This window comes from Pseudobutyrivibrio xylanivorans DSM 14809 (assembly GCF_900141825.1).
GTDB classification, from domain to species: domain Bacteria; phylum Bacillota; class Clostridia; order Lachnospirales; family Lachnospiraceae; genus Pseudobutyrivibrio; species Pseudobutyrivibrio xylanivorans.
In genome coordinates this window covers 19,996-34,429 of the sequence record NZ_FQYQ01000008.1, presented here as the reverse complement: position 1 = coordinate 34,429, position 14,434 = coordinate 19,996, and the positions used below count along the sequence as shown (strand labels likewise).

Annotated in this window: 13 protein-coding genes; 10 read left to right on the top strand and 3 right to left on the bottom strand. The window is 34.9% G+C overall.

The features are described from left to right. Positions 1-24: 24 nt before the first annotated feature. The 5 genes from BUA88_RS07695 (at position 25) to BUA88_RS07675 (ending at position 4,103) form a co-directional block, all read left to right on the top strand. Entirely contained in the window at positions 25-1,353 is a 1,329-nt protein-coding gene (locus tag BUA88_RS07695) for an ATP-binding protein (RefSeq protein ID WP_072915437.1), read from the top strand. A gap of 64 nt (positions 1,354-1,417) precedes the next feature. After that, positions 1,418-2,359 carry a Fic family protein gene (locus BUA88_RS07690; protein WP_072915428.1) on the top strand — a complete coding sequence of 314 codons (942 nt, stop codon included), beginning with the start codon at positions 1,418-1,420 and terminating at the stop codon, positions 2,357-2,359. Between the two features lie 27 nt (positions 2,360-2,386). After that, on the top strand, positions 2,387-2,824 hold the full coding sequence (locus BUA88_RS07685; RefSeq protein WP_072915422.1) for a GNAT family N-acetyltransferase: 438 nt from the start codon (positions 2,387-2,389) through the stop codon (positions 2,822-2,824). 124 nt (positions 2,825-2,948) lie between these two features. Next, positions 2,949-3,461, top strand: coding sequence for a GNAT family N-acetyltransferase (locus tag BUA88_RS07680; protein WP_072915417.1), 513 nt, complete (start codon positions 2,949-2,951; stop codon positions 3,459-3,461). Between the two features lie 21 nt (positions 3,462-3,482). Continuing rightward, positions 3,483-4,103: a class I SAM-dependent methyltransferase gene (locus tag BUA88_RS07675; protein WP_072915413.1), complete on the top strand. Its 621-nt coding sequence runs from the start codon at positions 3,483-3,485 to the stop codon at positions 4,101-4,103. A gap of 145 nt (positions 4,104-4,248) precedes the next feature. On the opposite strand, the gene BUA88_RS07670 is transcribed toward BUA88_RS07675, so the two are convergent. After that, positions 4,249-5,145 carry a hypothetical protein gene (locus BUA88_RS07670; protein WP_072915410.1) on the bottom strand — a complete coding sequence of 299 codons (897 nt, stop codon included), beginning with the start codon at positions 5,143-5,145 and terminating at the stop codon, positions 4,249-4,251. Between the two features lie 345 nt (positions 5,146-5,490). Between BUA88_RS07670 and BUA88_RS07665 the strand changes: the two genes are divergently transcribed. Both BUA88_RS07665 and BUA88_RS07660 read left to right on the top strand, forming a co-directional pair. Beyond that, a complete protein-coding gene (locus tag BUA88_RS07665) occupies positions 5,491-8,223 on the top strand; it encodes an AAA domain-containing protein (protein WP_072915406.1) in 2,733 nt (910 codons plus the stop codon). A gap of 179 nt (positions 8,224-8,402) precedes the next feature. Then, positions 8,403-8,741 carry a hypothetical protein gene (locus tag BUA88_RS07660; protein WP_200798853.1) on the top strand — a complete coding sequence of 113 codons (339 nt, stop codon included), beginning with the start codon at positions 8,403-8,405 and terminating at the stop codon, positions 8,739-8,741. A 76-nt stretch (positions 8,742-8,817) separates the two neighbouring features. On the opposite strand, the gene BUA88_RS07655 is transcribed toward BUA88_RS07660, so the two are convergent. Then, positions 8,818-9,441, bottom strand: coding sequence for a DUF6088 family protein (locus tag BUA88_RS07655; protein ID WP_072915403.1), 624 nt, complete (start codon positions 9,439-9,441; stop codon positions 8,818-8,820). A 205-nt stretch (positions 9,442-9,646) separates the two neighbouring features. On the opposite strand from BUA88_RS07655, the gene BUA88_RS07650 reads away from it, so the two are divergent. After that, positions 9,647-10,981 carry an MFS transporter gene (locus BUA88_RS07650; RefSeq protein WP_072915400.1) on the top strand — a complete coding sequence of 445 codons (1,335 nt, stop codon included), beginning with the start codon at positions 9,647-9,649 and terminating at the stop codon, positions 10,979-10,981. Next, positions 10,908-12,008, top strand: coding sequence for a helix-turn-helix domain-containing protein (locus tag BUA88_RS07645; protein WP_072915397.1), 1,101 nt, complete (start codon positions 10,908-10,910; stop codon positions 12,006-12,008). Before BUA88_RS07650 ends, BUA88_RS07645 begins: the two co-directional genes overlap by 74 nt. Positions 12,009-12,215: 207 nt before the next feature. Here BUA88_RS07645 and BUA88_RS07640 read toward each other — a convergent pair whose 3' ends face one another. Further along, a complete protein-coding gene (locus BUA88_RS07640; protein ID WP_072915392.1) occupies positions 12,216-13,271 on the bottom strand; it encodes a LacI family DNA-binding transcriptional regulator in 1,056 nt (351 codons plus the stop codon). A gap of 247 nt (positions 13,272-13,518) precedes the next feature. Between BUA88_RS07640 and BUA88_RS07635 the strand changes: the two genes are divergently transcribed. Next, a complete protein-coding gene (locus BUA88_RS07635) occupies positions 13,519-14,430 on the top strand; it encodes an ABC transporter permease (RefSeq protein WP_028246113.1) in 912 nt (303 codons plus the stop codon). Positions 14,431-14,434 lie beyond the last annotated feature (4 nt).

Genomic DNA, 14,434 nt, shown 5'->3' with positions numbered 1-14,434 from the left:
TCGCTCATAAAAATGGAGGGTCATATGAAAAGACAAGTATATTCACAGCTTTTAGCATGGAAAAATGATAAAGACAGAAAGCCATTAATACTAGATGGTGCTAGACAGGTTGGAAAGACCTGGATTTTAAAAGAATTTGGGCGTAATGAATATAAAAATGTTGCATATATAAATTGCGATGATTCTCCAGAGATGCTATTGCTATTTTCAGATTATGATACAAAACGTTTATTACGTGGATTCTCTTCAATTTCAGATGAAGAAATTCAACCCGGAGAGACACTAATAATTTTGGACGAAATACAGTCAGTACCACGTGGAATAACTAGCCTTAAATATTTTTGTGAAAATGCTAATGAATACCATATTGTTGTCGCAGGTAGTTTGTTGGGGGTAAGACTTCGTACAAAGAAAAGTCAAAATAACAACGATGAAAATACAGGGACAGGATTTCCAGTAGGTAAAGTTGATGAAATAAATATGTATCCTATGAACTTTCTAGAATTCGTTGAGGCAACCGGTAATAGTATTTTAGTGGATCAGATTAGAGAACACCGTTGGGAAGAACTCGCAACATTTTCATCAAGGTTAACAGATTTACTTCGTCAATATTATTATGTTGGAGGTATGCCTGAAGTTGTTAAAAAATATTTGGAAGAAGAGAATCTAAAACAGGTCAGAAAAATCCAGCAACGAATATTAAGCGATTATGAGAAGGATTTTTCGACACATGTGCCAGATGAGCTATTACCTAAAGTTATAATGGTTTGGAATAGTATAACCTCACAGCTAGCAAAAGAAAATAAGAAATTTGTTTATGGTGTAGTAAAAAAAGGTGCTCGTGCCAAAGATTTTGAAGATGCAATCCAATGGCTTGTTAACGCAGGATTGATTCATAAAGTTGTAAGAGTTAACAAAGTACAGAGACCGTTAAAATTCTATGAAGACATGAGCGCTTTTAAACTTTTTCTCTCGGACTTAGGCTTATTGGGAGCAATGGCTGATGTCACAGCAAAAGAGGTTTTAACTGGAGAAAACTATTTTGAAGAATATAAGGGGGCATTTACAGAGCAATTCATTGCGCAGGAACTAATATCTCTTGGAGAAAAATTGTATTATTATTCTAAGGAAAATTCTACGTTGGAATTAGATTTCTTAGTTCAAAAAGATGCAGTATATCCTATAGAAGTGAAGGCCAAAGAAAACCTAAGATCAAAAAGTTTAAAAACTATTTATGATGACAATAATGAATTAAAACCAGTTAGATTTTCTATGTCTGGATACAAAGACCAAGAATGGATGGTAAATGTGCCACTTTATTTAGCTGCCGAATGGATAAATTCAATAGAGTAACTTTTTATAATAGGGAACTTTATAACCGTATAAGAACAAAAAAGTTCCCTAAAGGAGATTTTAGATGGATAGTAATTTTAATGTAATCCAAAAGTTGTTACAGGAAAGAGCTGATTATCAGGCACGATTGAATTTGATTCCATACGATGGCTCGCCTGAAGTAAAAGAAAATAGTAGTGGCAAATACTTATATATTCGTAAAAGAGTAAATGGCAGATTAACCTCTACGTATGTGGATGTTTATTCTGATGATTTGTATCAGTTATTGCTTCGTAATACAAAAGAAGCTAGAGAACTCAAGAAGCAGATTCGAAGAGTTGATAAAGAGCTAGCTGCAAATGGGTATACTCAGAATGAACTTTCGCCTGAAGTGATTTCAAATCTTGATTTTGCACGAGCGAATATGAAGTCCAATATATATGATCAGGCTGTATTGGAAGGTGTTGCCACAACATTTCAGCAGACGGAAGAGATTATTGAGAATGGTACAGTTAATGGTATGACAGCTGACGATGTACAAAAAATTCTTAATTTAAAGCATGCGTGGGAATTTATTCTTGATAATGACGTGATTCAGGCTGATAGTAATTATTATTTATTGTGTCATATAGCAAAGCTTGTAAATGGAGGATTTTTCCATGATGGTGGAAGAATAAGGGGAGTACCAGTTTCTATTGGTGGAACTAAATATGTACCGCCATTACCAATAGAATCGCAGGTAATTGAAAGAATAAATGATATTCTTAAAAGTGGTATGAATCCGTTAGATATTGCTATTGAATTGTGCATGTATTGCATGAGAACTCAGATATTTGTGGATGGAAACAAGCGAGCTTCAGTAATATTTGCTAATCACTATATGATAAGTCATGGCTTGGGCTTAATTGTCATTCCGGAAAATTACGTTCCAGAGTTTAAAAAGAAACTTGTTGCTTTCTATGAAAGTGCAGACATTACTGAAATTAGTGATTTCCTAAAAAAATACTGTTGGAAAAAGATGAAATAAGTAAATCGTAGTTGTAGGGGGAAGATAATGTTAGAAGTAAAATGTTCAGATGATTATTCAGTTATTAAAAATCTGTTTACTGAGTATTCCCAAATAAAAGGAGCAGAGGGATGTTTTGTTTCCTTTGATAAGGAATTGGCAGATTTAGCAGGATTTTATAAAGATGGTGCAATCCTTGTTGGATACGAAGGTGGTGAAGCAGTAGGATGTGTTGCTATTAAGAAAATAGATGCAAAGACATGTGAAGGTAAACGATTGTTTATTAGACCAGAATACCGCGGTAAAGGTTATGCAAGAATCTTCCTTAATTCTATGATAGAACAAGCGCGTATATTAGGTTATGAGTTGTTGACATTTACTACTAGGCCAGATGTAATGAAGACGGCATATGAACTATATAAGCGCATGGATTTTGAAGAAACAGGAAATGACAATGGCGTTGTATCGATGGAAATGTCATTGTAGGTAACAAGAATAACCAAAAAATCGGCCTTGTGGAGGTATTAGAAAAAATTTTTCCACAAGGCTTTTTAAATACGCAGAAAAAAGATATAGTAGATAATATGTTTTTTAGGAGGAAAGAAGTGACATGAAGGTTGAACACAACATTGAAACGCCAAGAATGATTATTAGATCGTATCAGGACGATGATAGAGCGTTTTGTATTTCTCTATGGTGTGACCCAGTAAATGGGAAATATATGAGTGACCCGTCTGTAGATTGTTTGAATGAAAAATATATTAAATGTTTTGAGGGTATGGAAGATGAAGACGATGCTTATTATTTAATCGCAACTGATAAAGAAACAGGAGCGGCGATAGGAACTTGTTGTCTGTTTCCAGAAGAAGATAATTATGATATTGGGTATTGTATAAGCAAGCACCTTTGGAAGAAAGGTCTTGGTAGTGAGTTAATTCAAGCTATTATAGAGTTTGCCAGGGAGTTAGGGGGACGAACTTTGACTGCTGAGGTGGCAGATGAAAATATAGCTTCAGTTAAGTTACTTAAGAAGTTTGATTTTGAATCGTACAAGGTTGCAAGTTACAAAAAATGGAACAGTGAAGTAGTATTTGATTCACAGTTTTATAAATTGGCTTTATAAGCTTAAGAAGGAGTAGACCTAATGTTAGATAATAAAGGATTTGATTTATGGGCGGATGGTTATGATAAAGCAGTAGGCATCTCAGAGGAGGCAAATGCATATCCATTTGCTGGATACAAGGACGTTCTTGGTGGGATTTTTCAAGAGATATTGTCTATTGAAAAAGCAAAGGTTTTAGATATTGGCTTTGGTACAGGAACTCTTACCACAAAGCTTTATGAGAACGGTTGTGAAATATATGGTCAGGATTTCTCTAATAGAATGATAGAACTTGCAAAAGCAAAAATGCCAAATGCAAACTTATATCAAGGTGACTTTATCAAGGGATTGGTACCTGAATTGAGCACCTGCAAGTTTGACTATGTAATTGGTACTTATTCCTTACATCATTTATCAGATGAACAAAAGAAGGTCTTTTTTTCAAATTTATTAAATCAACTAAGTGAAGGCGGCAAGCTAATCATTGGTGATGTAGCTTTTAATACTAGAGATGAACTTGAAAAATGTAAATTAGAAGCAGGTGGCGATTGGGATGATGATGAAATATATTTCGTAGTTGATGAATTAAGAAAAACATTTCCAACTCTTTCTTTTGAGCAAAAGTCTTATTGCTCAGGAATTATTTCCATCCAGAAGCCCTAGGCAGATAACTTGATATCATACAAACAACCTATATTCCATGATGAATGGATGGAGGTTGTTTTTTCTTACGGTTATACCGAGGTTTCAGAAATGGAAGATTAAGAATTCACCTCAATCTCAAGCACTTTTGAGATGAGGGTGAGTTCTATTTCAAGTATTCAGAATTATAATCCACACCCTTAACAAGTCTAAAAGAGGGGGTTATACAATTATCTGAATAGGGAATGGTACACCTATATACATCGCCAATTTGTGATTTACTATAATAAATAGTCAATCCGTTCTCATCCATTGTCCATGCCACCTTATCTGATATAGGTACATCTTTACTATAAAAAGCATTATCAATAAAAGAACCGATGTAATCTGGATTATCACTATAAAATATACTTGGTGGATCTGTTATTACTTTTTCAATAACTATACTTCTTAATGAGTCATAATCATCTACGACATCATTTAGAGTGAGTTCGATTTTATTTTGAATATCATAGTTAAAAGCATAGAAATCACAATATCCAGAACCACCATATGACCCATTACTAACAACCAAAGAGCTGAAAATAATCATATCATTTCTTTCTATATACTCTTTGGTATGATGCATTTCATTATTCCATCCAATTGCAGAATCTAAATCATCATAATAATCGGATTGCAAAAAGTCTTCAAATGATTGTTTTTTCTCTAGCTGAAACATAGAAATCTCTTCAAAAAATTCATCTCGCTCTTTTAAAAAGTCGCTAGATACGTCCCCTGATAGCTTATAGTATTCCAATAACAAATCAGCATAACTATCTCTAGGTGCAGGGCCTGTTTTATTATAGTTATTATCGATAAGTTCAGTTTTTATAGATAGTTCTTTTAAATCAGAAGAGCTTTGTCGTTCATCGATATTTTGTTCAACTGTTGAATCAACCCCAGATTCTTGTTCGATTGATGCCGTAGTGTCCTCGATATTATATGTTTCTTTTTGGGATGAACATCCGGCTATCAACACGGATATGATTATAATGGGGATAAATAATTTTGTTTTTTTCATTGCTGCAACCGGCTTTCTGTATGATTAAACGTCTATCTGTGATGATACTACAATTGAGCAAACCATCCAAATCTATATTGATATTATGTATATGAAGTCAACAAAAACTCGGATTTTAAAAGGTTGATGTGGAAGCATTTTTAGCATAAGAATCGAGATTTGAAAACAACCTCTTGCATTAGAGGTTATTTTATGCGTTTACGGTTATGTTCGTGGAGTTATACCTAGGATTTGAGGATTGTTTGGAGTTGCAATGCTGTGAAAAGATTGTGGAGTGAACAGATTAGTCACAATGTGATGCTATAATTCAGCTACAAAAAATAGCTGGGTTTTAGAGGAATTCACATGCTAGATGCAAAAAGATGGATGATTGTCATCAAAGATGAAATCAAAACCAATCAAATCGCGAATTACAATTGGAATAAAGCAACGAATAAACATGACATTACCTTTTCAAATGGAAAGACTTTTTCATATTTGCCGGGTAATGTTGTTGTTATGCGCGAACCTAAAGTTTTAAAGCCGGAAAACTTTATCATATGGACAACTGATGGTCAGGAACTCTTTGATATTGATTGGATTTACGAATTTTCTGATGGCAACGATAAGTACTGGCATATAGAATTTAAGACCTATGAATATAGTTATAAAAAATCAGATTTAATTGTTAGGGAAAACTGTTTAGCAACTCCAAAAACTGCAAGAGTATTTGATTATTTAAAAGATGTGTCCGGCCTCAGTAAGCTTCCAGGCAGTGAGGGCGAGGGGAAAATACTTAAAAAGTACTACGAGAATATTAATTTCGTAAGTGATTCATCTGCGCTTTACTATTATCTGAATGGAGATAATAATCTTCATAAATATAACGTGGAGCATATCATATTTCCGTTTGGCTGTAATAAGAGTCAATACAAGGCAGTTAGAAATGCTCTTGAGAATCAGATTAGTGTTATTCAAGGCCCTCCAGGCACAGGAAAGACTCAAACAATTCTAAATATCATTGCCAATTTGTTGTTGGCAAATAAATCAATAATTGTCGTTTCAAATAATAATTCTGCAACTGCCAATGTTTTAGAGAAGCTTGCTAAAGAAAAGTACGGTATGGATTTTTTAGTTGCTTCTCTTGGAAGTGTAGAGAATAAGACTGCTTTTATAGAGAGCCAGACTGGTAAGTATCCTGATTTGTCTTCATGGAGAAAAGATGTATCAGATAGAAATTTGTTGCGCGAGATAGATTTTATTGCTACGCAGCTTCAGAAAGTCTATCAGTTAAAAGAGGATATAGCTAATCTCAAGTTAGAAAAGCACGATGTTGAGTTAGAGGCAAAGCATTTTGAAGAATTCTACGATGAGAATGTAGATGATTTCAATGCTATAAAAATACGCGGGAATATTCCTTCTGAAAAGGTTATGATGCTGTGGCTTGAGATTCAAGACAGAGCAGATAGAGGAAAGAATCTGTCATTATTCCAGAAGTTAAGAAGTGTTTTTGTTTATGGAATTGCTAATTGGGATTTTTACAAGCAGGATTTATCTAAAATCATTTCTGTTCTTCAGAGGCTATATTACAAAAACAAACTAATAGAGCTAGAAAACGAATTGAGCAATAAAGAACATGAACTAGAAAACTCAAATGCTGCTGATGAAAATATTTTAGAGAAACAGTCATTAGAATATCTAAAATCATTTATTGAAAAGAAGTACGACTGGAAGAAAGCGCGTGTTCAGTTTGATTCCGATGATTTGTATAAGAACTCGGAGAGTGTACTGAGAGAGTACCCAATTGTGCTTAGCACGACATTTTCGGCTAGGAATAGCTTGAATTCTAGAACCACTGAGTATGATTATGTGATAATGGATGAGGCATCGCAGGTAGATGTTGCGACAGGTGCCTTAGCGTTATCGTGCGCAAAAAATGCGGTAATTGTTGGAGATCTTAAGCAATTATCCAATGTCATAACTCCAGAGGTTAGCAAACAATCAGATGTAATTTTCGAAGGTTATTCTATCAATGAAGCATATGACTTTGGAAAGAACAGTTTTCTGAAGTCCGTTACAAGATTGTTGAAAAATGTACCTTCGACGCTTCTAAGAGAACACTATAGGTGTAATCCATTAATCATAGAATTTTGTAATCGTAAATTCTATGATAATGAGCTGGTAATCATGACTGAAGATGATGGAGCTGGAAAGCCTTTAAAAGTTTATAAAACTACTCCTGGTAATCATACAAGAGAAGGTGGATTGCTCAATGAACGTCAAATAGATGTAATCAAAGAAGAGGTTCTTCCTGAACTGAACATGGATTTAAAAGATATTGGTGTAGTGGCTCCTTATAATAAACAGGTAGATGCTTTGAAGGCAGCTATACCTGGTATTGATGCGGCAACAGTGCATAAATATCAAGGTAGAGAAAAAGATGCCATTATTATTTGTGTAGTTGATGATTATAATCAGGGATTTATGGAAGATTCAGATCTTCTGAATGTTGCCATTTCTAGAGCAAAAGATAATCTTGCGATTGTTATTTCTGGAAACACAATGCCAAAGACGGGAAATATACCTGACTTGGTTTCGTATATTCAGTACAACAACATGGAAGTAGTAGAGAGCAAGGTCTATTCGGTTTTTGATTATTTATATAAGCAATATGCAGAGAAACGTTGGCAGTACTTAAAGAATCGAAAAAGAATATCGCAGTATGATTCTGAAAATCTTATGTATGCTTTGCTTCAGGATATTCTAAAAGACTATACCTTCTTAGATGTTAGCTGCTTTACTCATCTTTATACGGTCATTAAGGATATTTCAAAACTTACGGATGAGGAAGCTAGATATGCTTTTAATCCAGGAACTCATCTTGATTTTTTACTATATAAAAAGCTAGGCAAAGATCCGTTCCTTGCGATTGAAGTTGATGGTTTTAATTATCATAAAGTAGGTACAGCTCAGCATGAGAGAAATCTCAAGAAGAATTCTATTCTTGAGAAATGCGATTTGCCATTACTTAGATTACCTACAAATGGAAGTGGGGAACGTGAAAAGATTATAGCGGCTATAGAAGCGGGAATGTCTTAGAAATGGTAAGTCATATAAAAGAATAATAGATGTGTGATAACACCTAATCTTAGTAATAAGGTTGAGAGAGCTGATAATGTGATAACTATGGAAGCGCTATTTGATTGTTGATTTTCAGCCTGTAAGATAGAGCTAATGCTATTATAGGCTGAAAATCAACAATACAAAACGACCTATGTTTGAGTCGCTATGCAAAAGAGCAGGACATAGAATATCTGGTTGAGTTTACAGAAGAGAAGTCTGCAAAGAATTTTACTGAGAGACCTCAGTTCCAGAAGCTGGATAGAGCAGAGCAGCAGCGCTTATATATTTCCAAAGCAATCAAGGATGGTATTGCTGCAAGTAATAAACGTAGTGGAAGAAAGCTTGGGCAGTTTGATAAGCTCACACCTGAGCTAAAAGCAGATATTCAAGCATACCTGCATGACCGTTCAATTAAGCAGGTTGATATGATGAAAAAATATGGAATTTCTAGGAATACGCTGAAGAAATATATTGAGAGTGAACAGAAGCACTAGGATTCCTAGTGCTTCAAATTTGTATTCATATTTAGAATTTACAATTCTAATCTATATTATTTAAAAATCTTTATCTTCATGCAAGTACATTGTCTAACCTCAATTCATAATAGTATTTAAATGCTGTAAGTGGATAGTTTCTAATATATTTATCAATATCGCTCCGCTTGATATTATGAGCTTCTATAAACTTTATGAAACACTTCCTAGCTTCTTCGTAATCGTAATCTAAGTAAGAATCTAATTCTGAAAGAAGATCAAGCATTTGAAGAACATAAACATTGCTTTCATCTATTGAAACTATAGGCTTTTTTACGCTAAATTTTCTGCTGCCAATGGTGACTGTCCTAGGGGCAGAATTGGTATTGTTACTAACAATTTCGACCACGTATGGAACCTGTGTCGAAATACCTATCTGATTTGCAAAGGTATTCCCTGCATAAAAGCCATCAATCTTTCCATTCTTCATAATGAACCTGTATTTAGCAACAGTATCAGCAGTAGGACCTACAGCTGATTTCAGTCTTGTCTTTTTAGGAATATAATAAATGCCATTGTCATACTTAGCCAACATTCCTTTCTTACAAAGAGTGGCTAGCTGTTGAGTCAAAGCAGGCTTTGAAATAGTTCCATCGTAAATGTCTGAGAAGAAGATTGGTTCCCCTTCTTTATAATGTTCAGTTAAGTATGTGTATATCATATAATCACCGCCTTAACAAAATAATTTATCTCATATAATTTGTTAAGTACATTTTAGCATGGATTAACTATGTACTCAAGCAATTGACTAATGTTTCCAAATAAGAAAATATATTTATTCGAAACTAGAAAAATAGTATATTATATAATAGTAGAGAGGTTTCTATAATGCTATTATCAGGAGAAAGTAATTGGAGGAATGCATTATGGAAACACAGGGAAAAATAAGTTACTTAACAGTTTTAAAGCAAACAAATATAAGACGATTGCTAATTTCATCTGTAATCAATCGATTTGGTGATTGTGTAGATGCTATTGCTTTTACATGGCTAGTGTATCAGATTACGGGAAGCGCTACTTGGACTGCCGTAATATTTGCAATGAATCAATTGCCTGGAGTGGTGCTTTTGCCCTTTGCTGGAGCGTGGGTAGAAAGTAGAAACAAGAAAAAGATTATCGTATATACGGATTTTATTAGGGGCCTTATAATAGCAGGATTTGTCTGTTTGTTTTTTCTTGGCAAAGCTAATCCGTATTTGATGATTTTATTTACTGTGCTAATTACCACAGTTGAGTCTATAAATCAACCAGCAGAATCAGCCTTCGTACGAGAGCTTGTATGTCCAGAATACTATCCTACTGTGCAGAGTTTAAGAATGGTGGCGGGCCAAATGGCTACAATCATGTCAACAGCGAGTGCAGGCGTTATAATTGCGAAGCTTGGCGTAAATGTTGCAATGCTAATAGATGTTGCCACATTTTACATCTGTGGATTTATCATCCTTTTCATCAAATATCAGCAGAGAGAATTTGATGATGAAAGTATCAATGAGCAAAGCTATATGACTAAGCTGGCGGAAGGGCTTAAGTACATTAAGAGAAAAAAGATGGTTATCTATTTGTGTGTTGTTGCAGTGGCATATAATTTTTTCTTGTCGCCATATAATTGTTTGCTTACACCACACATAATTGATTTCTATAGAAGAGATGCGGATTTTCAAAGCTTTTGTTTGAGTTGGAATTGGACTGCGGCGATAGTTGGTTCGTTAATTGTTGCAAAGGTAGCAAAGAAATATCGTTTTAAAATAGTGAATGCCATAAGCGGGGTGTTTATTGGAGTTGCGCTAGTTTTATTTGCCATTGGAGGAAGTGTAGGGGTAGGAAGATTATCACCATTTGTTTTTGCATTGACATCCATGGTTTTGATTGGAACCTTTGGTTCAATTACATCAGGAGTGCTTAATATAGAATTTGCGACTAATGTTGAGCAGGATTATGTGGCCAGGGTCTCATCAGTATTTAATGCATTTGCATGCGCATCAATGCCAATAGGTTCAGGGATAGTCAGCCTTTTTACATTAAAATTCAATTCCTTACAAATTATAGAGTTTTCAGGAATTGCTTGTGGAATGTTTTTTGGAGGCTTGTTGGTTTTGGCGTACATAGAGAAAAATAAGGAGAAGAATTATGCAACATCGATTACCAGAGAATATCAAATCATGCAGAAAGAAAATGGGGTTAACTCAGGAGCAGTTGGCTGAGACAATGGGAGTTACAGTTGGCACAGTTTCAAAATGGGAAAATGGAAACTGTATTCCAGATATAAATATGATTATGGATTTAGCTGATTTTTTTAATCTTTCTATGGATACTTTGGTAGGGTATGACTTGTCCTCTAAAAAAGTAGATGATATTTTGACAAGCATTCAGGAAGAGCTAAGCAACCATAATAATGAGGTAGCCTTGGATATGGCGGAGAAGGCGGCAAGAAGATATCCCTTAAATGTGAAGCTTATGCAGAAGTGCGCATTGATATACAAAATAATGTACATGGATGACAAGGATGATTTATATAGACTGAATGCGATTGAATATTTAGAGAAGGCCCTGGAGGTCGTAAAGAATTCGCCAGATAACAGAAGAGAGGAAAGTGAAATTATCCTGGAAATGGCAAACCTTCAGAAGGATGACGAGAAGGCCCTTTGGCTACTACAATCAATAAATGTAAAAGGTGTATTTAATGATTTGGTGGGTGATAGACTTTATAGTCTGGGGAGAAAAGATGAAGCACTGGACTATTATGATAAGGCAATCAATTTGGGCGTGTTTGATATTTATAGTGCAGTAGCCCAATTAAATGCGCATTTGATAAAAATGAAAAAATATGGCGATTCAATAGAATTACTATCATGGCTGGTTTCAATAATCAAGGGGATGATAAAAGGTAATAGTGTGTGTTATTTTCATCGCACACTGGCAATGATGCATTTGCAAACAGCTCTCGACTATTGTTTGCTAAAAGATAGAGAAAACATGATTTCTTCTTTGGAACAGGCAAAACAATACGCTAAGCTATTTGACTCAAATCCTGTTTTTGAAATATATACAGGCACAAAGTTTGTATATGGTCCGATGAGTGATAAGCCTGTTGCATATGATGACATAGGTGGTGTTAGCATCTTGAATGGACTTCAAACAATAATTATGAGCTATGTACAAAGCGATAATATGGATTTTGATAAATCGGAAAAAGAATCAATTAGTAAGATGCTAGATTACTTTAAATAAAAGATAAATTACTAAGTCTCACAGAGCCTATAAAATAAGGCTTTTTGGGAAGTAGGATTTGATGGGATATTTTAAAGTGAAAATTCCTTAAATTCTACTTGGTTGCCACCTTCAAAATAATGAAGTGCAGCACCGCCACTACCGCCTAAAGTAACAAAAAAAGGTTGCTCACTATCAAAGTGGACAACCTTTTTTGTTATGTGAATATTAATCTTTGGTGGAACCTCTTAAGATAAGATTTGCCTCCGTATATACGGTACGATAGTTCAAATCTGGCTGCTCAATTCTTGATACTAAAAGATTTGCAGCAGTAAATCCCATAATCTGGGAATGAATGTGGCAGGTGGTAAGAGCAGGAGTCATTACCTTTGATTCAGCAGAATCATCGAAGCCACAAATCATAACATCCTCTGGGTATGAATGCTTTTGAATTTTGAGACAGTTTACAAGATCAATAGCAACGAAATCATTTGCACAGATGAAAAGCTCAGGCAATTTCTCGAGCTTTGATAGCTCTTCGAAAAGGCAAGCAAAATATTCTGGTCCATGCTTATGGATATCTGTGAGACAGTATTTCTCGTCAATCTCAAGACCATTTAAAAACATGGCGTTTCTAAAGGCTACATATCTTTCAAAGAAAGAACGGCAGTGGTTTGACTCTCCTATAAAGCCAATCTCCTTAATTCCACGCTTTTTCATTTCAGCAATTAAAGTGAAGATGCCAGTGGTGTTGTCCATAAGAAGAACATCACCAGCAAGCTGATGGCTGTAGCTTCCTACGGGAGCATCTACAAATAATATAGGAATGTTTAAATCGCAAAGCATTTCACAGTACTTTTGATTAAACATTTCGACACAGATGATGCCTTGAGTTCTTTCCTTATTAAAGCTGGCTGGAAGACTAAGGTTTTCTACATTCTCAGGTGTGATTCTCTGCATTGTAAGTCCATAGCCAAGCTGTGTTATTTCATATTGAAATTTATCAAGCATAGTAGATGCAAAATGTGAATTGTCTAGAAATGAGCCACTGAAAAAAGCAATATCTCCAGTTGCTAAAGGTTTTTTTGCTGAGGCCTTATCTAGGAAATCTTCCATAGAATTAGCATATGAGAATTGCTTATATCCCATCTCAACAGCTTTTGCTAAAACCTTTTCTCTGGTGGTATCTGCTAAGATACCTGTATTATTGATAGCCTTTGAAACTGTATTTCTAGATACCCCGAGGGCATCTGCAATATCTTGAATGGTGACTTTATTCGCCATAATAATCCCCCAAACGTAGTTGATTTTTATTGTCCTAACTATCATAAAATGTAAAAATCATTTTGTCAAATGTAAAAATGTGAAAAAATTATGATACATTTGAACAAAAGTAAACAGCCCATTCTGTATACTTTACACAAACCTGAAATAACAATTGCGACATATGTAAAAATGTGCTATATTTAACACATCGAAAAACTTGTGCAAATGCACAAATGCACAAACAAGTGCAACATAAGGAGGAGAAATGAAGACGAAGGCGAAAATGCATAACACTTGGTTGTATGTGATGCATCATTGGAGATTATATGTGTTCTTTTTAGGACCAGCATTATTACTGACTATAATTTTCAGATACTTACCAATGGGTGGTATTCTAATTGCTTTTGAAAAGTATAGTCCATTCAAAGGATTCTTAAATAGTGAGTGGGTTGGTTTTGAATATTTCAAGCAATTTCTTACATCACCAGATTTTATGACATATCTGGTAAACACTTTGAAGCTTAGTGTGTTCGGATTATTGTGGGGATTCCCAGTACCAATTATCTTAGCACTGCTACTTAATAGAATAGAGAGCGCACGAATCAAACAGAAGATTCAGTTGGTACTCTATATGCCAAACTTTATCTCAGTTATCGTACTTTGCGGTATGGTTAGAATTTTCCTTTCAGTAACAGGACCACTTAATATGTTACTTGGAACTACAATCAATTTCCTAACATTACCAGAAGCGTTCAGACCAATTTACATTATATCTGGTATCTGGCAGGGTGCAGGTTGGGCATCAATTATGTACACTGCAGCACTTGCAAATGCAAGCCAGGAACTTAAAGAAGCTGCTCAGATTGATGGAGCAAACATCTTCCAGCAGATCAAAGCAGTTGAGTGGCCAGCAATTAAAGATATGGTAGTTATCCAGTTTATTCTTCAGGCCGGAAACATCATGAGCCTTGGCTTTGAAAAGGCATACGCATTACAGACAGATTTGAACTTAGGTGCATCAGAAATCATTGCTACCTATGTATATAAGAAAGGTCTTCTGGATGGAAACTATAGTTATTCAACAGCCGTTGGTTTGTTCAACACTGTTATCAACCTTATCTTATTAATAGTTGTTAATAAGGTGGTTGAAAAGATGAATGACGGACAGGGACTTTAATTGG

What these genes read in the sequence shown, in the direction of transcription:
- BUA88_RS07695 (WP_072915437.1), top strand. Translation starts at nt 25, where the DNA reads ATGAAAAGACAAGTATATTCACAGCTTTTAGCATGGAAAAATGATAAA.
- BUA88_RS07690 (WP_072915428.1), top strand. Translation starts at nt 1,418, where the DNA reads ATGGATAGTAATTTTAATGTAATCCAAAAGTTGTTACAGGAAAGAGCT.
- BUA88_RS07685 (WP_072915422.1), top strand. Translation starts at nt 2,387, where the DNA reads ATGTTAGAAGTAAAATGTTCAGATGATTATTCAGTTATTAAAAATCTG.
- BUA88_RS07680 (WP_072915417.1), top strand. Translation starts at nt 2,949, where the DNA reads ATGAAGGTTGAACACAACATTGAAACGCCAAGAATGATTATTAGATCG.
- BUA88_RS07675 (WP_072915413.1), top strand. Translation starts at nt 3,483, where the DNA reads ATGTTAGATAATAAAGGATTTGATTTATGGGCGGATGGTTATGATAAA.
- BUA88_RS07670 (WP_072915410.1), bottom strand. Translation starts at nt 5,145, where the DNA reads ATGAAAAAAACAAAATTATTTATCCCCATTATAATCATATCCGTGTTG.
- BUA88_RS07665 (WP_072915406.1), top strand. Translation starts at nt 5,491, where the DNA reads ATGCTAGATGCAAAAAGATGGATGATTGTCATCAAAGATGAAATCAAA.
- BUA88_RS07655 (WP_072915403.1), bottom strand. Translation starts at nt 9,441, where the DNA reads ATGATATACACATACTTAACTGAACATTATAAAGAAGGGGAACCAATC.
- BUA88_RS07650 (WP_072915400.1), top strand. Translation starts at nt 9,647, where the DNA reads ATGGAAACACAGGGAAAAATAAGTTACTTAACAGTTTTAAAGCAAACA.
- BUA88_RS07645 (WP_072915397.1), top strand. Translation starts at nt 10,908, where the DNA reads ATGCAACATCGATTACCAGAGAATATCAAATCATGCAGAAAGAAAATG.
- BUA88_RS07640 (WP_072915392.1), bottom strand. Translation starts at nt 13,271, where the DNA reads ATGGCGAATAAAGTCACCATTCAAGATATTGCAGATGCCCTCGGGGTA.
- BUA88_RS07635 (WP_028246113.1), top strand. Translation starts at nt 13,519, where the DNA reads ATGAAGACGAAGGCGAAAATGCATAACACTTGGTTGTATGTGATGCAT.